Here is a 19,366-nt window from a genome sequence, read left to right as displayed (position 1 = left end):
AAATAATTTCTTCAACATTACATCTATTTTTTAAATTAATTTATAAACAGGTATATATGGATGGGGATGAAGAAGTTGAGAAGTGAAATATATTTGCTGGAAAAAAATATCAGCAAGGAAAATCAAAGGATTTACTTTAATCAATTAATAAAGTGTAAAAATCCAAAATTCTTTTCTAAATCGTATTCGGGAAACTATGCGGCACTTATAACTTCATCTATTTGCCCTGTATCAATTGATATTGAAAAAAAGAAACCTCTAACTCATGAACAGATGGATATTTTTATATCATTTATGTTTAACTGCAAAGATTGCATCAGCTATTCAAAGGCTCAACAAGAAAATTTTTTTAAACTATGGGGGATAAAGGAGGTGTATTCAAAGTATTTTGGAGAAGGATTGTATATTGATTTTAAAGAAATTAGTATTGAACAGGACGAACTCAATCGTTACAAAGTATCTTATAAAAATAAGAACCATGTAACGGTGAAGATAGTCGAGCAAAATAATTATGTTGTTGCGTATATTTGTAATCATTTTAAGGGAGAAAATAAAAATGGAAATAAAAATGACAGAAGTTCAAAAAGCGTATCTTTTAGGGAGAAATGAATCTTTTGATGCAAAGACTGGTACTCATATGTATTTGGAAGTTAAGTATAAAGGAAATATTCAGGAATTTCAGGATGCGTTAAACAAAGTAATACAAGTACAACCGATGTTAAGAGCAAAAGTAAAAAATATGGAAACGTTTGAAATTATCAATAATTTTAATTATGAAATAATCGTTAGCTCAAAATCTAATGATGAAATGAAGAGTTTTAGAGAGAGAACAAGAGAACGGTTATCACATAAATTATATCAATCTGGTGATTTTCCATTGTATACTTTTGAAGCAGTAAAAAATGTAGAGGAACCTAGTAATTATTTGATTTTTATAAGTATAGATTTATTAATAGCTGATGGTCTAAGTTTATTTCAGTTGTTTGATGACATAAAAAAGACAGTGAAAAATGATCGAGTAAAATTAACAGACGTGTCTGACCTTCTTTTAGAAATAAATGACTCATACTTAAATTCAAAAAAATCTGCAAGGTATGAGAAAGATAGAGAATATTGGAAACAAAAGATAGAGACTTTGCCAGATGCGCCAAATTTATTAGTGAAGGAAGAAAAAGCAAGTCACAGTAAATTTGCTAGAAAAGAATATATTTATACAGCAGAGAAGCTTTCAAAACTAAAAGAGATTGCTGAAAGAAGAAAAATATCATTAAATTCGCTCTTTTTAACTCTTTATAGTACTGCTCTGCAACAATGGTCTGAAAATAAGAAATTTACAATCAATGTTACTACATTTAAAAGGTCGAGAGGAGAAAAATATTTATCGGTTATAGGTGATTTTACTAGTACAGTCTTAGTTCCAACTGATATTGATATGAATAAAACGATTTTAGAGAATACGTTAGACACTCATAGAAACATCTTTTCAAGTTTTAGACGATCTTCTTTTGAAGGAATCGAAGTTCTAAGAGAATTAAAAAAGCGTGGACGTCAGCCTTTAATGCCATATGTATTTACTTCTATGCTATTTGATTTTGATAAATTTGATGAATTAGGCGAAATAGACTATTGGATTTCGGAAACAGCTCAAGTATATCTGGATTGTCAAATGAAAATAGTGAATGGAAGCTTGAATATTAGTTGGGACTACTTAAAAGAGATTTTTGAAATCAATCAGATAGATGAAATGTTCCAGTTCTTTATTCAAAGTATTGATGGCTTTCTTTTGGACGAAGAAATTGATGTAAGAAGTATATCAAAAAAACTCAATCAGTTGATCGAACAAAAGTATTTTAAGTATAATTCGAGTCCATCAATTATTAAAAAAAATACTCAAAGTATATTATCAGCGTTTAAAAAAGTAAAAAAAGAATTTCCTGAAAAATTAGCTTTTTCTGAAGTAGATGATTCAATAACTTTTAATGAATTAGACAGAAAAAGCGATGACTTGGCTGAAGTGATAGGTAGAGAAAAACAGCGATACGATTTTAAAAAAATTAGGATAGGAATAGTCGGTAAAAAGTCTATTGAAAGCACAGTTCAAATGCTGGCGGTAATCAAAACTTCAGATTCTTTTTGCTTTATTTCAGAAGATATGCCTGAAAATAGATATAGAAAATTGTTAAAAACGAGCAATATTCAGCTTCTGATAAAAGGAGAACGAGTCTTCAGAGCTGAACCTAGTTTAAGGTTAGAAAATGAATATCAAGAGATTCCAAACGATGAACTTTATGTTATCTTTACTTCTGGAACAACTGGAGAACCAAAGGGAATATCAATTTCTGAGAGGCCAGTACTTAACACTATCGATGATATTATTGCAAGAACAAGAGTAAATCAAGAAGATGTTCTTTTTAATGTTTCAGACTTGTCTTTTGATCTGTCAGTGTTTGATCTATTAACTCCGTTACTTTCTGGATGTGAAACTATATTATGCCCAAATTCATCAAACTTGTATCCATTTAAAGAAAAAATTTTACAGGCAACTTTTTGGAATTCAACACCTGGGTTGGTGCAAACGCTCTTATCAATTTTTGATTGTAAAATTATGAATATTAGAAATATATTAATGAGTGGCGATTTTATTCCAGCAGATCTGGTCTATCAAATCAAAGGAACGTTTCTAAATGAAGAGTTGAATATTTTTAGTTTAGGAGGTGCAACTGAAGCATCTATCTGGTCAATTTACTATCCGCTCAACGATTTTTCAGACAGAAGAGTTCCCTATGGATATCCTCTAAGTAATCAGAATTATTACGTTTTAGATCGAAATGATTGCTTGGTTAATAGCAATGTAAGTGGTGAATTGGTCATTGCAGGTGAAGGACTAGCAAATGGATATTTGTTGAAAAATCAAAATCATGGTGTTTTCTATGAACATGCGCAATGGGGTCCAATTTATAGAACGGGTGATAAAGGCTATTTAACAGATGAAGGATATGTCAATATATTAGGTAGAATGGAATCAGAGTTGAAGGTTAATGGATATAGAATCGATCTAATTGAGATAGAACATAGTCTATCATCTATCAAGGATATAAGTGAAACTAAGGTTGTTGTCAAAGAAAATCAGAATGAGAAAAAGTATTTAAGCGCCTTCTATACTACAAACACTATGAATGAAATTAGTCATGAAATATTCAGGAGCGAATTAAGAAAAGTTTTACCAACATATATGATACCTAGTTCATTTACTCATTTAAATACATTACCATTAACAAGTAATGGGAAAATCAATCTTAAAAAATTAAAAGAAATGGAACCAAAAGCTAGTCAGAAGTTTACTGAGAAAGAACTTGAACTTTTCGACTTATGGACGCAAGTAATTGATCTAGAAGAAAATAACACTAGACTAACTAAAAGTGCAACATTTTTCGAAATAGGTGGTGACTCAATTAAATTACCTGAATTGCTTTATAAAATTAACAATAAGTATAATGTAGATATTACAATTGAAGAACTATTGAATCATTTTTCATTGAATGATCAGGCTCGTTATCTTGAAAAAATAAAACAAGAAGATAACAATTTTAAGACAAATCAATTTTTGACGCAATTAAAAAAGGGAACAAGTGAAAAAAGTATTGTATTTATCCATGCAGGATCTGGAGAAATAGGAATATATAATGAATTAGCTAAGAATATTGATTCAAAATATAATGTATTCGCAATTAGATTTAAAAAGGATATTAAAAAATCTGCTCCTAGAGTAATTGACTTTACAAAATTAGCTAAAGAGTACAATGAATATTTAGAAAATTTCGAATCTATTGATTATTTAGGTGGTTGGTGTATTGGAGGAACAATAGGGTATGAAATATCTAAGATAAATTCAAAAGTAAACAATCTTTTTATGATTAATACGATGCCACCAGTTGAAAATAAAATACAAAAATTCGAATTTCAGTTGAAAAATGAACAACAATTTATTTATGAAACATTTGATTATAAAGTAGAGAGTGCTGTAAATACAGATGAGCTTTGGGAACAAATTATTCTTTTATTAGAAAAGAGACTAGACTTGATGCCCAAATTGTTAAAAATTGTACCTAATGAGTTAGCAAGGCTAATCCCCTTTTTTGGTGAAAGTAGTCCACGAGAGCTAATTTATTATATCAATTTATTTAGAAGTTTTGAGACTGCAAGACATTTATATGAAGACTCAACGAGTGTTCTTAAAGACATTTTTTATTTTGGTGCTGAATCCGAAAAAATTCCTAATTATGTTCAGTGGAGGCAACATGTAAAAGGCAGTTGGATTGAAAAACATATATCAGGTGATCATACAACTATCTTTGAAGGAGATAATGTCAAATTATTAGCAAGGGCTATGAATCAGACATTTAGAAAAAAGGAGGAAAAACAATGACATACATCAATTTTAAAGAGGTCAGCAAAATATACCAAGTAAGTGGGGAAGTCACGGTAAACGCTGTAAACCAAGTAAACTTCACGATTAATGAAGGGGAATTTGTTGTAATAGTAGGTGCAAGTGGCGCTGGAAAAACAACCCTTTTGAATCTACTAGGTGGAATGGAAAAAACAAGTTCCGGTACAATCGTTATCGACAATAAAGAAATTTCTTCACTAAAAAAAGAAGAACTGACAGAATATCGTAGGAATGATGTTGGGTTTGTCTTTCAATTTTACAATTTAGTCCCTAATTTATCTGCTCTGGAAAATATTGAGTTAGCTGCGGAAGTTTGTAAAGAGCCGCTTAATTCTCGTGAGGTATTAACTAGCGTTGGTCTTGATCAGCGAGCAGGGAATTTTCCAAGTCAGTTATCAGGTGGCGAACAACAACGCGTCTCTATTGCCAGAGCACTTGCGAAAAATCCTAAAATGTTACTATGTGACGAACCAACGGGAGCCTTAGATTCAGAAACAGGTAAAACAATCATCAAGCTTTTAGTAGACACTTCTAAAAAAATGAATAAAACAGTCATCATTGTGACTCACAATATAGAATTTACTAAAATTGCAGATAAAGTAATTAAAATGCATAATGGGAAAATTGCAGATAGTTATACGCAGGAAAGTCCTTCAGATGTGGAGGAATTAGTATGGTAATTTCTCCTTTGAAAAAAATGTTTCTTCGTAGTTTAAAAAAAAATAGCATCCAGCTTCTATCAATTGCATTGATGTTGATTTTAGGCGTAGCAATTTATATAGGAATCGATAGCACTTGGAGAAGTTTAAATGATTATGTTGAAACGAACTATCGTAAAGAAAATAAGGCTGACATTGAAGTGTTGATCAAACCAACAAACAAAGATTTTTCAGGACTCAGTGAGTCAGAAAACATTAATCGGCTCGAAGAACAATTTCTAATAGAAGGTGCAATTGCAGATAGTGACGGCAAAGAAGTCCTAATTAACGGCGTAGATCAAGAGGCTAAACTCAATCAGTATACGATTGTTAAAGGAAAAAATTTAAACAAAAAGAATACGGTTATTATCGATAAAAGCTTTGCTGAAGCAAATCATTTAGACATTGGGGACAAGCTCACGATTGAAATAAATTCACTTGAGAAAGAGGTTTCGATTAGTGGATTGGCTGTAAGCTCTTCTTATATTTATATTACGCCAGATTCAACAACTGTGGTACCAAATCACGAAGATTACGGCTTTATCTATATGAATAAAAAAGACACGAAATATTTTACACAAAATAATGCAATGACCAATAAACTCGTCATAAAAGTAGCAGATGGGAAAAATGTCGAAACAGTCAAAAAAGAAATCGAACAGAAATACGAACAGGAAATTATTAGCATTCTAGAGTCAAAGGAAACGTTGAATGATTTAGCTACTAGTCAAAAAGTACAACAATATCAATCAATAGGCAACCTGTTTCCAATTATCTTTTTTGCGATAGTCATCCTAATGAGCTTTACAACAATGTACCGCCTAATCAATAAGGAACGAGCGATTATTGGAACGATGAAAGCGCTAGGATACAGCAGTTTTAAAATAATTACACATTATTTATTTTATGGTATATGGGTGAGTATTATTGGTGTATTTTTCGGAGTATTAATTGGTTGGAAGGTCATTCCTAATTATATCTGGCGATTTTTTAATGAGCTATTTATTTTTGATCATCCTGAAATTGTCATCAATGGCTATCAAGTAGCCATAATTACTGCATTATCTATTTTTAGTACGTGCGTTGCCACGTTGATTGTTTTTTATAATGTTGAAAAAGAGTCTCCAGCTTCACTTTTAAGAGAAAAGAGTACCACCAAAGGCTATAATATTTTGTTGGAAAGAATCAAACCTTTTTGGAATGGATTAAAAACATCTCAAAAGTTGACTTTGCGGCAAATGTTTAGAAGTAAAATCAGAATGTCAATGACGATTATAGGAGTGGTTGGCTGCACGAGTCTCTTGTTATCTGCTTTGGGAATTAGAGATACAATCAATCATGTGGCTAGCTCAGTTTACGAAAAATCTTATTTATACGAAGAAAAGGCTTATGTAGCAAGTGACACAGATTCAAGAGAACTGTATGATAAAACTCGGAGCAATAAAGAGATAGAAGGACTTGAAGAACGACCGTATTTTATTTTATCTAATAGTAAAAATAAGAGTGGTTTGATTCATGTTATAGAGGATAATAGTTCGTATATAAAGTTTTATGATGAGAATAAACAAGTAAAATTATCAGAGGATCGTTTACTTATTACAAAGAAAACAGCTGAAATTTTTTCTTTAAATAAAGGAGATGATATTCGATTTAGAAATTCTGCTGGGAATTTAGTCAAACTAAAGGTGACTGATATTGCAGAGTTGAGTATTGGGCAAGGCTTCTATTTAACAAAATCTGCATGGGAGAAAGCTGATCAAGTATTTGTGCCGACGAGTTTGGTAGGTGAAAATCTAAAATCAACATTTTCAAATGATGAAATGAAGAAAATTGTCTTAACAAAAAATCAGGAAAATGACTTTTTAGGTAGCATGGGAAGTACACTTTCGATGTCAATTTTATTAATATTATCTGCTAGTCTGTTGTTGACTGTAGTCTTGTACAATTTAGGTACCTTGAATTTTTCAGATAGGGAACGTGATATGGCAACTTTATCTGTTTTAGGTTTTAGATTTTCTGAACTTAAAAAGATTCTTTCGACTGAAAACATTATTTTATCTCTTTGCGGTATCATTATAGGGATACCCTTTGGGATTAAAATCCATGAAAAAATCTTTTCTAATGCAGGAATGGGAGATGAGCTTTATTTTAGGCCAGTTATTGATCGACAGAGTTATTTGATTACGATAATTTTTACGATTGTTTTAATCATTATTGTTAACTACCTTTCAAATAAAAAAATCAATAAAATTAAAATGACTGAAGCACTTAAAAGTGTTGAATAACATGTCTTTCGTTTGATGAGAATCAAAGGAGTAGGACTATTTAAGTTATATACAGTTGAGTAATGTTCTAACTCGGGACTTACTCAGCTTTTTTACTTCAACTCTATAAACTAAATATAAATAAATTGACAGGCTTCAAGATGAACATAAAAAGGAATGAAGCTTCGCTCTTTAATTTAATAATATAAAAGAATAAACATTCTATTACAAAGATGAATAATTAAAAAGTGAGCTTCCGAAATGACAGTACTAATTACTCTTTTATGTTGCTTTGATTAATGTTAAAATTATTATAAAGAACTAATTGTAAAATTAATAGGACAATTTTGATGATCAAAGATTAAACATTATTAGGAGGTATTTACAGTGAAAATAGAAAAAATAGTGGTAAAAAAATATAAAGGGATAGAAAATTTTGAACTTGATTTTAGTACTAATACAGAGAGTATTTTATCTAAAAATTACAATTTATCTCTTTTAATAGGAGAGAATGGAACATTTAAAACTACTTTTTTTCAATTAATTCTTGAAGCATTTACGGATAAATCTTTTGAAAAAAACATGAATGATGTTGATTATACCATTGACTATTCTTTGAATGGTAAAAATTATACATATTATTCAAGCAATAATAATCAAAATATCAAAGTAAAATGTTATTCATTTTCTTATGGATTAATAGATAAATTAAAATTAAACACTTCAGTTCGTACAAATTATTCTAATAAATATATTCGAGACGTATCAAATGAAATGCTTGAGCAGTTCTTAACTAGAAATGATGTACAAACAATTAGAGTATTTGAAAAGTTAGGTGTAAAAAAAAATCAACTATTTTTTGAATTACGGCAGACACCTTATCCAAAAATAAAAGACGGAACGAATGATGAAAAGTTAAATGATGTTCTAGAAAGTATTAAAAATGAATTATCTAGGGAGATGCAACATTACTATTTTAAAAATCTTGATAGAAGAAGCAGATCAAAAGAGAGTAATGTATTGAAGGATGTCAAAGCTTTATATAGTACATTATATTTTTTTTGCAAAAAAAGTGAACTTAATATCAATACCCCAAAAATAGGATATAAAAAAAAGTATTGTTTATTGAGCACTCAATTCGTTAAAGAAAATTCAACGTTATTGGAAAAGTTCACAAGACTGAGTAAATTTATTTCTTATGATACGATTGTAAAAGAAATTTGGTGTGAAAAGAACAAGTACTTACTTCCTATTACTGACATGAGTTCAGGTGAACTGAGTTTTATTTTAAGAATGGAGGAATTAATCCATAAAGTTGAAGATCATTCGATTATCTTAATTGATGAACCTGAAATTCATTTACACCCGAGGTGGATCAGTGAGTATATTTCATTGTTAGACGAGCTTTTTAAAGGGAAAAAATGTCATTTTATCATTGCCACACATTCACCTCTGTTGGTAGCAAATGTTGAACCTGAGAATTTAATTGGTTTAAAACAAACGAGGGATGGGAACCTTCAACAAAAACAGATTGATTTTAAATCGTTTGGTGCAGACGTTGATAGAATACTTAATGAGGTCTTTTACGCTGAACCAAATGAATCGAGGATAGTTCAGCAATATATAAAGGAAACTAGGAAAAAACTTTATAAAGAAAATAGTCGAAAAGAAGGCGTTGAACGTTATCATAGAATGGGAGATTCAGGAGAAAAATTTCAGTTATTTAATGAGTTCTATAAAATAATTAAGGAGTATTCAAAAAAATGATTGGCACACCGATAAATGTGAAGATAGCTCAAGCAACAGATGCTTTTTTAGATGATGTTATTGAATTTGTAACACTCTCTAACCCAGTAGATATAAACTTAAATATTCTTAACGCTAACTCTATAGATGAAGAGCATAAAGTTGAAATGACCATTACTTTATGGAAAAATAATTGCAACTATGAACAGGCAGGATTGCAATCAAAATACAAAGAGTATTCAAAAAAAGTTATTTTGCAAGAATGTAATAAATTAAGTGATAGTGAGAAAAAATTATTGAAACTTTGTTCGGTATCAAATAGTAAGTTGTGGGAGAAGTTGGCACTTCTCAAAAATGTTTCTTTTCAAGAATCAATTAATCTAAAACAACTATATGAGAATAGTAATTCTGGTGCTAAATACAAAACTATTTTAGATCAGGTGAATAATGGTTATCAAAATTTCGCTCTTTCTGGAAATGCACGTGTAAATTCAGTTTTTGATTATTTTTATGATAATATTTTATGTTCGAAAAGCTTTCATAAAATTTATTGTGAAGAGTGTGATATTCATAGGAATTTATGAAAGAAGGTAGATCAGTTGGTGTCTGTCCTTATTGCGGAATTGAAAAATTATTAATAAACAGTATCGATATCGATCATTTTTTACCCAAGGCGCATTTTCCATTTTTATCAATTCATTCTACGAATTTGATTGTATCTTGTTCAACTTGTAATAATAGAATAAAAAAGGACCGGATGTATTCGCCAATTTTACATCCATTTTACGATAATATTGATGCAGCAATTAGTTTTAGTTATCAGCCAGGAAAAATAAAAATAGATAACAAGGGGAAAGATGCAACTGAAAATTTCATAAAGCTATTTAAGTTAGAAGATAGATATAATGATGAACTTATCATAGATACACTTGTAAATTTTATCCATAGATATGCAAAGATAGTTAAGGATGTAAATGATCCAAATATAGATTGTATTATATCAAGTTTAGTAGATCAGATTATTGATGATCTGAATGATATTCCGGCTAAAGCACTTGAAGAATACTATAAACTTTATCGGGATATTTTTACTGACTATCAAAAAAATGGGATGGCTGTATTTAAAAATCTGATAAAAGACTACTTCACGTATAATAATCTAAAAGATAGTTGAAATAGAAAAATGTGTATCTCAATAAAGTTTTTAAATAACCGAAAACTAGTTTTAAGACAAATAATATCTGCTCTTTCTTCAAAATATATTTGAGAAGAAAAGGGCTTTTTTGTATTTCTATGTGAGCCGATAGTAAAAATTAAGCTAGATAACTAAATAAGTAATTTATGACACACTCAAAATAGTCCCGACTAAAGAATTACAAGGAGTGAATATAAATGACTTATATTCATCTTACACCAAAATGATAGAAACTTATTTCAACCAGTATTAACCGGTTACGTTACTTTTAAGGTTTTAAATCGTTCTAGACGTACTATCTACAATATTTATAACTTTCTCAAATGAGGAAAAACTATTAGTGTCTAGTCCCAACAATGTAAGGAAAAGAAAATACTTTGTGATCACCCTCTACTGATCTCTCTACAGGGCAGCATGAATACATTCAAACAAAGGCTGGATACTAGATGTCATTATCAGTCTAATTGAGCACCTTTCGAAAGTCATTATTACCCTAAAACCAGAAAGTCGGAAGCAGCTGATATTGAAAAAAGACGACTGAATAGTTACAGAATGTTTCAAAAAATTATTTAAATCAATTAGTTTTGATTGTGGTAAAGTGTTTTCTAATCGGAAAAATGGGAGTAACGCCAATGATAATTCTATCTACTTTGCAGATCCTAGAAAATCGTCATAATGCAAACTTAGTTAGTATTCTAATAGCCCGTCATGTAAAGATGGATCTATAAAATGAATGGATTTTAACGATTTTGGTCAAGCGATTGATTAAGCAGCTTCTTCCAAAAAGAAATTATATACCAAGAAACTCATTGAACTACCAGACACCATTAGAGGTATTTTTGAGTTACGTAAATGAGAAACAACGGTCTATTTCAATTTGATAAATCAAATGATATAAAACTCAGCTTAATTTGAGTATCAAATCAATATAATTTGACATTCCCCAAAAAAAGCGTATGATAAAAACATACCGATTGAATGTTTTTTAAAGGAGAGACCACAATGACCAAAAAATATACAGCAGAGGAAGCCAAATCATTAATTCTAGACGTTTCAACAGAACTATTTATCGAAAAAGGCTACGAAAAAACATCCATCTCAGATATCGTAAAAGGATTAGATGGTTTAACCAAAGGAGCCGTTTATCATCACTATGCGTCAAAAGATGAGATCATAGATGCGGTTGTCAGACGATTTATTCCCAACGAGACAGCCCTGACAGAAATTATGGAAAAAGATAAATTAAATGGATTAGAAAAAATTCAGGCACTTTTATTTGAAGGAATGTTCAATAGTGAGGCCAGTCAATCTCGAATCCTTAGTTTTACCTTGTTAGATAATCCCAAATTCTTTTCAATGTATATTCGGACGACGAATGAAATCATGGCTCCTTTAGTAGAAACCTGTTTAATCGAAGGAAATAGTGATGGATCAGTCACCGTTGCTCAACCGAAACAAATGGCTGAATTAGCGATTTTGATTTTAAGTACGTGGTTTATTCAAGCGCTATTTCCCAATACAGCGGAGACCTTTTTTGAAAAAATCATGGCGGCTAAAACAATGCTTGAGAATACTGGAATGCCAATTATCAATGATGGCTTTTTAGAGAAACTTGACCAACAAATTATGCTAAAGGTGGCAGAATTAAATGACCAAACAACTGAAAACTAAATCATTTCTTGTCAGATTATTACAAGGAATGGGCAAAGTCATCTTAGGTCTAATCACTATCCTAATTGTGACCTTGTTGATTACTTTTACGATTCACCAGATAAGTTTGAAAAGTGAAGCAAAACGAATTGAGTCTTATGGTGAGAAAATAAAAGTCTTTGATGGTGAGATGAATGTTGTCGATGAAGGAGAAGGCAAGAAAACAATTTTACTCCTACCTGGGCAAGGAACAGCTAGTCCTTATCTAGATTTTAAACCAATGATCGATGAGTTGAAGAAAGAGTACCGTGTAGTTACGATCGAACCATTTGGCTATGGATTAAGTAGTCAAACGAATCGACGTCGCAGCGTTGAAAATATTGTAGAAGAAATCCATCAAGTAGCGAAAGAACTGAACATTTCTAAATACACATTGATGGGACACTCGATTGCAGGTCTTTATGCAGTGAATTATGCTCAAGCTTACCCAAATGAAATGGAAGGTTTTGTGGGAATTGATTCCAGTACACCAGAACAGCCGTGGCCTGGTATTGATATGACCGTCTTTGACTTCTTAAAAACAGCAGGCGTCTTTCGAGCATTAATTAAAGTTAATCCAGAGAAGGGGTTAGGCGTGAGTCAAGATAATCCTGACTTTGAACAGATCAAGTTATTGACAATGAAGAACATGAGTAGTCCTGCGATGAAAGATGAGCTTCAAGAATTAAGTAACAGCTTCTCGGATTCTCGTGGCTTAACCTATCCTAAAAATATGCCAGTTTTATTATTTGTGGCAGATAATGATAGGAATCAAAAAAAATGGCTTGAGATGCATCAAGATCAAGTGAATGGTTTAGATAAAGGCGAATTGATTCAACTATCAGGTGCTCATTATTTACACCACACACAAATGGAAACAATCGTAAAAGAAACAAGCAATTTTTTGAAAAACTAACAGATTTGAGGAATGTAGATGAAAAAAATAGTGAAGATTTTCGGTATTTTAGTCGGAAGTTTAGTAGTAATCGTGCTTCTTGTTTTTATCGGAATTTACGCAAACAATAAAATCCAACTAAAAAAAGAATCTAAAAAAATTATTCCTTATGGTCAAGAAGTGAAAGTAGATAACAAATCTTTACGTGTTCAAGTGACTGGAAAAGGTGAAGAAACAATGGTATTACTGCCAGGTTATCTAACAGCTTCTCCTGTACTTGATTTTCAACCACTAGTGAATGAGTTATCAAAAGTATATCAGGTCGTGGTGGTGGAACCCTTCGGCTATGGGTTAAGTGATGATACGGATAAAGTACGTTCAATTGAGAATTTAACGAGTGAGCTTCATCAAGCGTTGACGCAGTTGAATATCAGCTCGTATCACTTGGTAGGACATTCTATTTCTGGAGTCTACTCACTTGCTTATATTAATGAATATCCAAATGAAGTGAAAAGCTTTATTGGTATTGATAGTAGTTTACCTGACCAAGGCGGAGCAGCTGATAATCAAGGTGGGATAATTAAGTCATTGAGCCAATCAGGTATCTATCGTCTGCTCGCTGATGCCGATCCGACTTTTTTAAATGCACCTAAGTTATCGAAAGAAGATGCTGAACAGTTTAAATATATTTCTTTGAAGAATGTTGGCAACAACGCAACAATGAATGAAGGAGAAGAAATGCAAAAGAACTTTGAAAAAGTAGCTAACCTAACGTATCCAGTTCAGCTGCCAGTCTTATATTTCTTAGCCTCTGAAAGTGTTGAGCCAGATGATAAGTGGGTGGCACTTCATGAAGCGATGATAAAAGAGAGTCAAAAGTCTGAGATAAAGATTTTGGAAGGTAGCCACTATTTACACCACACGCAATCTGAAAAAATAGTAGAAACAATTACATATTTTTTAGAGAAATAAGTTTTCGTTTCTAGTTATAGTATAAAAGGCACGATATCAAAGAAAGCGAATGATTCAATTCCTATTGGCTTACCTGTACGTAAAGTCGTTACTATTTTTAAGACCATTTAAGTTTTAGCTAGAAAAAAGATGTCAGTTAGTTAATTATCATAAAGTTGAGTAATGTTCAGAATCAGGACTTGCCCAGCTTTTTTTTGTTTCCGCTATATAAACTAAATGTAAAAAAATACATAAAATTAAAAAGTACTAAAGTAAGGAGTGATGTTCAATTTAAAATTTTTCATAGATTATCGATTGTTAAAAATCTTTATATTATATAGTAATACTGATTAATTCTTCCCTAACTTTTACCGATATCAAAAGACATACTGAGACCTAAATAAACAACAATTTCCCACCCACCACCAAAATCCTACTTGACAATAATTTCTTCTTCTGTTAGTTTGTTAGTGAATATAAAATATGATTTGTTAGGTGAGGCTCCTATACAAACATAGGCTACTGCCCAAAAATGTCGAGAGACGCCAATGGGTAGAACAGGAATTGTCGAATACAAGGCTTTTCATAAGGTAGCTAAGATGTTTGTCTTTACGTTGTATAGTGCCAAAACTCAACGACTAGATCAATGTCTTAATTTGTCATGCTTTTTTGGTGAATATAGAGTGACTTTTCGCGGAGTTTTTGTGCGAAAAGTCACCTTTTTTGCGTCTAAGAAAATCGGATTTTATGTTCAATAATAGTCAAGGGGGAATGTATATGAATTTTTATTGATGTTATCAATGAGCTTGTTAGCAGGCAGTTTGATTGGAATTGAACGGCAATGGCGAAAAAAATTAGCCGGCGTACGTACCATGATCTTGGTCTCGCTTGGCGCAACTCTTTTTGTGTCCATATCTACCATGGTCACAACAGATACAAGCCCAACGAGGATCGCTGCACAAGTTGTTAGTGGCATTGGCTTTTTGGCAGGAGGAATTATTTTACGAGACGGCTTTAGTGTGACTGGGCTAAATACGGCTGCGACTCTCTGGTGTACGGCGGCAGTGGGTGCAATGATCGGCGCCAGTTTTATTAAAGAAGGGTTTTTAGCCGCCATCGTTATCATGCTGGTAAATAGTGTGATTCGTTTTGCTTCGCAACGATTTGATCAAATGACGGAGAGTTATCGACCAGAAGAGCAAGTGAAAATGAAAAATTCATTTTTGATCGTCACTGGAAAATCAACTGCGGAGGTCGCATTACGAACAGAAATGATGACACAGCTAGACCGCTACTATTTATCCTTTTGTCATTTTTTATGTCTGGATCTTGCAGGAAATAATGTCCAGTTACAGGTAGAAATCGAACCAAATTCGAATCGTGAATTGGCCATGAAAGAGATCATTACACAGTTATCAAAAAACAAAGAGGTATTGGAAGTGTATCAATTATCAAAGGAGGAAGAATCATGGTAAAACAGTGTTCACTTTAATCAGGTGGGATAGTCCTATTTATCGAGAAACCTTAGCCTTACGCAATCAAGTATTAAAAGCAAGCGCAGGCAAACCCTTTCTAACGAAATCTGCTGTAGAAGAAAAACACGATATTCACTTAGTCGTCAAAAAAGAGGATCGTGTGGTTGGCACTCTTCTTTTGCATCCTTGTGATTCAAACTGTATCCAAATAAAACAAGTTGCACTAAGTCCAGATTTTCAAGGTCAAGGGTTGGGAAAGAAATTAATCGTTTATGCTGAGCAAGTTGCTCGAAATTTAAACTATGCCACTATTTTTTTGACAGGTCGAAAGCAGGCCTGGGGATTTTATGAAAAACTAGGCTATGGTAGTTTGACGGAAGCCTATCAAGAAGACGAGTTACTCTTAAAAGTATTTAAAAAAAGTATGTTAGACATAAGACATTTTACAAATCAGAGGGAGTTGAAAACAAATGGATGACAGTAGTTCGAGGCAACAGGGGTCACAGGAAAGAGTTGTACTAAAAAGGAGTCGATTATTATTATCTATTTGTTTTTAGTGCCCTTTTTTCTCCAAGCCCCTGCAAATAGGGAGCAATGTAAAAACACTAGGAAAAATGGTTATACGTTTAGTTATTGGCGCAGGATCATGGTGGATTTTTTTGGAGAGAAGGAAACAAAATGGAAAGAAAAAAAAGAGCAATTCAAGAGATAAATTATGGCTTAATGGCTAGAAAAACAGTTGAAAATATTTTTGAAACATTTCAAACATCCAAAAAAGGACTATCTGAAGTTCAAGCAGTTATGGCTCGAGATGAATATGGAGACAATACTATTTCCTACGGGAAAAAAACACCTTTATTCATAGAAATCTTAAAAGCCTATATTACACCGTTTACCCTTGTTCTAATTGGCTTAGGCATTATGTCCTTTATTACAGATGTAGTTATCGCTGCACCGGAAGATCGTGACTATTTTGGTAGTGGTATTATATTCACTATGGTCTTGATCAGTGGGACGATGACACTCATTCAATCTGTGCGCTCAAATCAAGCGGCTGAAAAATTGAAATCATTGGTTAAAGTCACCGCAGCAGTAAAACGGAAAAATAAATATGATGAAATTCCTATGGAAGATATTGTGTGTGGAGATATTGTCAGATTATCAGCAGGAGATATGATTCCAGCAGATATTCGCTTGATTGCCACTAAAGATTTATTTATTTCTCAGTCTGCACTGACGGGAGAAAGTTATCCTGTTGAAAAACGGGCAGAGGCAATCATTACTCAAGATAGCAATGAAACGAGTTATGAGAATCTAGTGTTTATGGGCAGCAACGTTATAAGCGGAAGTGCTGAAGGTGTGGTCATCGCCACTGGAAATCATACACTGTTTGGAGATGTGGCCAAATCATTATCTACTAAACCGGTACAAACAAGTTTTGAATTAGGTATTCGCAAAACGTCATTCTTGTTTATCAAATTTATGGCATTGATGGCGCCAACGGTTATTGTAATCAACGGTTTTACAAAAGGGGATTGGATGGAAGCCTTCTTGTTCGGCTTATCCGTGGCCGTTGGGTTGACACCAGAAATGTTACCGATGATCGTTACGACCAACTTAGTCAAAGGTGCAACAGGTATGGCTAAAAAAGGAACGGTGATTAAAAACTTAAATGCTATTCAAAACTTTGGTGCAATCGATGTTCTATGCACGGATAAAACAGGCACGCTAACACAAGATAAAATTATACTGGAATATCATTTGGATCTGGCTGGTGAAGAAGATGATCGTGTCTTACGTCATGCCTATTTAAACAGTTACTATCAAACCGGATTAAAAAATTTATTAGATGTCGCAATTATTGATGCTGCCAAAACGGAATTGAATACAACAGGAATTACGTATAAAAAAGTGGATGAAATTCCCTTTGATTTTGATCGTAGACGAATGAGCGTTGTCGTAGAAGATCCTAGCGGAAAGACACAAATGATCACTAAGGGTGCCATCGAAGAAATGTTGAGTATTTCGAGTTTTGTCGATTTCAAAGGCAAGGTTACTGTGTTAACGGATGAGGTTAGACAAGAAGTATTGAAAAAAGTAAATGAGCTAAATGAGGATGGTTTGCGTGTAATCGGCGTTGCGCAAAAAACGAATCCAAGTGTTGTTGGTGAATTCTCAGTAGCGGATGAATCTGAGATGGTACTGATTGGCTATTTAGCATTCTTAGATCCGCCAAAAGAAACGACAAAACAAGCACTAGAAACGTTAAAAGCACATGGCGTTGAAGTGAAAGTTCTAACAGGAGATAACGCTTTGGTAACTCGATCTGTATGTAAACAAGTTGGTTTGGGTGCTGAAAAATTGATCAATGGCGAAGATATTATGAATATATCCAATGATAAATTAAGTCAATTAGTTGAAAAGCACAATGTATTTGTAAAATTAAATCCGCAACAAAAACAAAAAATTACGAGCATTTTGAGAGAAAATGGACATACTGTTGGCTTCCTTGGCGATGGGATCAATGATGCACCAGCAATGAAAGCAGCAGATGTTGGTATTTCAGTCGATACAGCGGTGGACATTGCCAAAGAATCCGCTGATGTCATTTTATTGGAAAAAGATTTGATGGTTTTAGAAAGAGGGATTATTTCAGGTAGAGAAACATTTGGAAATATCATGAAATATATAAAAGCAACAGCAAGTTCAAATTTTGGGAATATGTTTTCAGTGTTAGTTGCCAGTACCTTTTTACCATTTCTGCCAATGTTACCACTGCAAATTTTATTCTTAAACTTGATTTACGACATTTCGTGCGTATCTATTCCTTGGGATCATATGGACAAAGAATATTTGGAGAAACCTAAGCGTTGGCAAGCATCCAGCATTGGAAAATTTATGGTTTGGTTAGGCCCTACAAGTTCGGTATTTGATATTACTACCTATTTATTGATGTATTTCATTATTTGCCCAGCAGTTGTAGGAGGAGATTTCCATACACTGAATGCTTCTCAGCAAGTTGCCTTTATTGCCGTGTTCCATGCAGGTTGGTTTGTGGAATCATTATGGTCACAAACGTTGGTTTTACACGCCTTACGTACACCTAAAATTCCGTTTATTCAAAGTAGTGGTTCGTTTATTATGACGACCATTACGTCGCTAGGGATTGTGATCGGAACAGTCTTGCCTTTTACAGCATTTGGACAAAGTTTAGGAATGGCTGTTTTACCGTCTAATTATTGGTTATGGTTAGTTGGTACAATCGTGGCCTATTTAACACTAGTAACGGTTGTAAAACGCTTCTATATTCAACGTTACAAAGAATTGCTATAGAGCAGGAAACTAGTGTTTTAACGACAAGATAAATGTAGGATGTTAAAAATAAGATTGAACTAAAAAGGTATCCTTTTTAATACAAGTTTATTTGTACTAACATTGATAAGCCATAGAAATTGCTTATCAATGTTAGTTTCTAAATAATTGGGAAAAAGTAGCAGTATAATCGTTATAAATTGGAAAGGGTTTACATTCGAAAATAAAGGTGCTATAATAACCGTGAAAATAAGAATACATTTTTTTGTATTTTTATTTTTGGTTTAAATATACAAAATTTTGTACGAAAGGAGAGTTATCATGAAAAAAATTGTTATAGGTGGACAAATCGAAAAAGGAGCAATTGAAGAACTACTACAAAAATATGGAAAGGGGAACTATGAAATCACCGTAAAAACTGATATTGATGCGGCGATGGCCTTAAAAAACGGCACGGCTGACTACTATTTTGGTGCTTGTAACACAGGCGGTGGCGGAGCATTAGCAATGGCGATTGCATTATTAGGCGGAGATAAAACGGCAACTTTAGGAATGCCAGGTAAGACTGCTTCTGAAGAAGAAATCAATCAAAGTGTTGCGGCAGGTAAAATTGCTTTTGGTTTCACTTCGCAAGATATGGAGTTTATCATTTCAAATGTGATGAAAGCGCTTGAAAATAAGGGGGAGTAATGAA

Annotated in this window: 14 protein-coding genes, 1 pseudogene and 1 riboswitch; all 15 genes and pseudogenes read left to right on the top strand. The window is 32.7% G+C overall.

Going from position 1 to position 19,366, the window contains the following annotated elements; translation table 11 throughout:
* Positions 1-75: 75 nt before the first annotated feature.
* The 15 genes and pseudogenes from ATZ35_RS15265 (at position 76) to ATZ35_RS15200 (ending at position 19,362) form a co-directional block, all read left to right on the top strand.
* Positions 76-609, top strand: a complete 534-nt coding sequence (locus ATZ35_RS15265; RefSeq protein ID WP_208927996.1) for a 4'-phosphopantetheinyl transferase family protein — start codon at positions 76-78, stop codon at positions 607-609.
* Positions 557-4,426, top strand: coding sequence for an AMP-binding protein (locus ATZ35_RS15260; RefSeq protein ID WP_208927995.1), 3,870 nt, complete (start codon positions 557-559; stop codon positions 4,424-4,426). Before ATZ35_RS15265 ends, ATZ35_RS15260 begins: the two co-directional genes overlap by 53 nt.
* Positions 4,423-5,127 (top strand): ABC transporter ATP-binding protein, encoded by a 705-nt coding sequence (locus tag ATZ35_RS15255; protein WP_208927994.1) that lies wholly within the window; start codon positions 4,423-4,425, stop codon positions 5,125-5,127. The genes ATZ35_RS15260 and ATZ35_RS15255 overlap by 4 nt, the downstream gene beginning before the upstream one ends.
* Complete coding sequence (locus ATZ35_RS15250; RefSeq protein ID WP_208927993.1) at positions 5,121-7,430, top strand: ABC transporter permease; 2,310 nt, start codon at positions 5,121-5,123, stop codon at positions 7,428-7,430. The genes ATZ35_RS15255 and ATZ35_RS15250 overlap by 7 nt, the downstream gene beginning before the upstream one ends.
* Positions 7,431-7,796: 366 nt before the next feature.
* Entirely contained in the window at positions 7,797-9,176 is a 1,380-nt protein-coding gene (locus ATZ35_RS15245) for an AAA family ATPase (RefSeq protein ID WP_208927992.1), read from the top strand.
* Positions 9,173-9,739, top strand: coding sequence for a hypothetical protein (locus ATZ35_RS15240; protein WP_208927991.1), 567 nt, complete (start codon positions 9,173-9,175; stop codon positions 9,737-9,739). The genes ATZ35_RS15245 and ATZ35_RS15240 overlap by 4 nt, the downstream gene beginning before the upstream one ends.
* Positions 9,736-10,329 (top strand): HNH endonuclease, encoded by a 594-nt coding sequence (locus ATZ35_RS15235; protein WP_208927990.1) that lies wholly within the window; start codon positions 9,736-9,738, stop codon positions 10,327-10,329. The genes ATZ35_RS15240 and ATZ35_RS15235 overlap by 4 nt, the downstream gene beginning before the upstream one ends.
* A gap of 770 nt (positions 10,330-11,099) precedes the next feature.
* Positions 11,100-11,231: pseudogene (locus tag ATZ35_RS16955) on the top strand (IS30 family transposase); the annotation flags it as partial.
* Positions 11,232-11,352: 121 nt separating this feature from the next.
* Positions 11,353-12,021, top strand: a complete 669-nt coding sequence (locus ATZ35_RS15230) for a TetR/AcrR family transcriptional regulator (protein ID WP_208927989.1) — start codon at positions 11,353-11,355, stop codon at positions 12,019-12,021.
* The gene (locus ATZ35_RS15225; protein ID WP_208927988.1) at positions 11,999-12,955 is read left to right on the top strand and encodes an alpha/beta fold hydrolase; all 957 of its coding nucleotides are present in this window, start codon (positions 11,999-12,001) and stop codon (positions 12,953-12,955) included. Before ATZ35_RS15230 ends, ATZ35_RS15225 begins: the two co-directional genes overlap by 23 nt.
* Before the next feature lie 18 nt (positions 12,956-12,973).
* The gene (locus ATZ35_RS15220) at positions 12,974-13,906 is read left to right on the top strand and encodes an alpha/beta fold hydrolase (RefSeq protein WP_208927987.1); all 933 of its coding nucleotides are present in this window, start codon (positions 12,974-12,976) and stop codon (positions 13,904-13,906) included.
* 459 nt (positions 13,907-14,365) lie between these two features.
* Positions 14,366-14,535: riboswitch (M-box (ykoK) riboswitch) on the top strand.
* A gap of 150 nt (positions 14,536-14,685) precedes the next feature.
* A complete protein-coding gene (locus tag ATZ35_RS15215) occupies positions 14,686-15,360 on the top strand; it encodes an MgtC/SapB family protein (protein WP_208927986.1) in 675 nt (224 codons plus the stop codon).
* Positions 15,361-15,364: 4 nt separating this feature from the next.
* Positions 15,365-15,838, top strand: coding sequence for a GNAT family N-acetyltransferase (locus ATZ35_RS15210; protein ID WP_208927985.1), 474 nt, complete (start codon positions 15,365-15,367; stop codon positions 15,836-15,838).
* 200 nt (positions 15,839-16,038) lie between these two features.
* Entirely contained in the window at positions 16,039-18,693 is a 2,655-nt protein-coding gene (gene mgtA / locus ATZ35_RS15205) for a magnesium-translocating P-type ATPase (protein WP_208927984.1), read from the top strand.
* 300 nt (positions 18,694-18,993) lie between these two features.
* Complete coding sequence (locus tag ATZ35_RS15200; RefSeq protein ID WP_208927983.1) at positions 18,994-19,362, top strand: DUF2620 domain-containing protein; 369 nt, start codon at positions 18,994-18,996, stop codon at positions 19,360-19,362.
* The last annotated feature ends 4 nt before the right edge of the window (positions 19,363-19,366 follow it).

The sequence above is a fragment of the Enterococcus rotai genome, assembly GCF_001465345.1.
Lineage (GTDB): Bacteria > Bacillota > Bacilli > Lactobacillales > Enterococcaceae > Enterococcus_L > Enterococcus_L rotai.
Note: the sequence above shows the minus strand (reverse complement) of the source record. Positions and strands in the feature narration are given on the sequence as shown.

Bases quoted from the DNA above. Each gene is read 5' to 3' on its own strand.
- ATZ35_RS15240 (WP_208927991.1), top strand. From the start codon at position 9,173: ATGATTGGCACACCGATAAATGTGAAGATAGCTCAAGCAACAGATGCT.
- ATZ35_RS15260 (WP_208927995.1), top strand. From the start codon at position 557: ATGGAAATAAAAATGACAGAAGTTCAAAAAGCGTATCTTTTAGGGAGA.
- ATZ35_RS15255 (WP_208927994.1), top strand. From the start codon at position 4,423: ATGACATACATCAATTTTAAAGAGGTCAGCAAAATATACCAAGTAAGT.
- ATZ35_RS15250 (WP_208927993.1), top strand. From the start codon at position 5,121: ATGGTAATTTCTCCTTTGAAAAAAATGTTTCTTCGTAGTTTAAAAAAA.
- ATZ35_RS15225 (WP_208927988.1), top strand. From the start codon at position 11,999: ATGACCAAACAACTGAAAACTAAATCATTTCTTGTCAGATTATTACAA.
- ATZ35_RS15215 (WP_208927986.1), top strand. From the start codon at position 14,686: ATGAGCTTGTTAGCAGGCAGTTTGATTGGAATTGAACGGCAATGGCGA.
- ATZ35_RS15235 (WP_208927990.1), top strand. From the start codon at position 9,736: ATGAAAGAAGGTAGATCAGTTGGTGTCTGTCCTTATTGCGGAATTGAA.
- mgtA (WP_208927984.1), top strand. From the start codon at position 16,039: ATGGAAAGAAAAAAAAGAGCAATTCAAGAGATAAATTATGGCTTAATG.
- ATZ35_RS15230 (WP_208927989.1), top strand. From the start codon at position 11,353: ATGACCAAAAAATATACAGCAGAGGAAGCCAAATCATTAATTCTAGAC.
- ATZ35_RS15220 (WP_208927987.1), top strand. From the start codon at position 12,974: ATGAAAAAAATAGTGAAGATTTTCGGTATTTTAGTCGGAAGTTTAGTA.
- ATZ35_RS15200 (WP_208927983.1), top strand. From the start codon at position 18,994: ATGAAAAAAATTGTTATAGGTGGACAAATCGAAAAAGGAGCAATTGAA.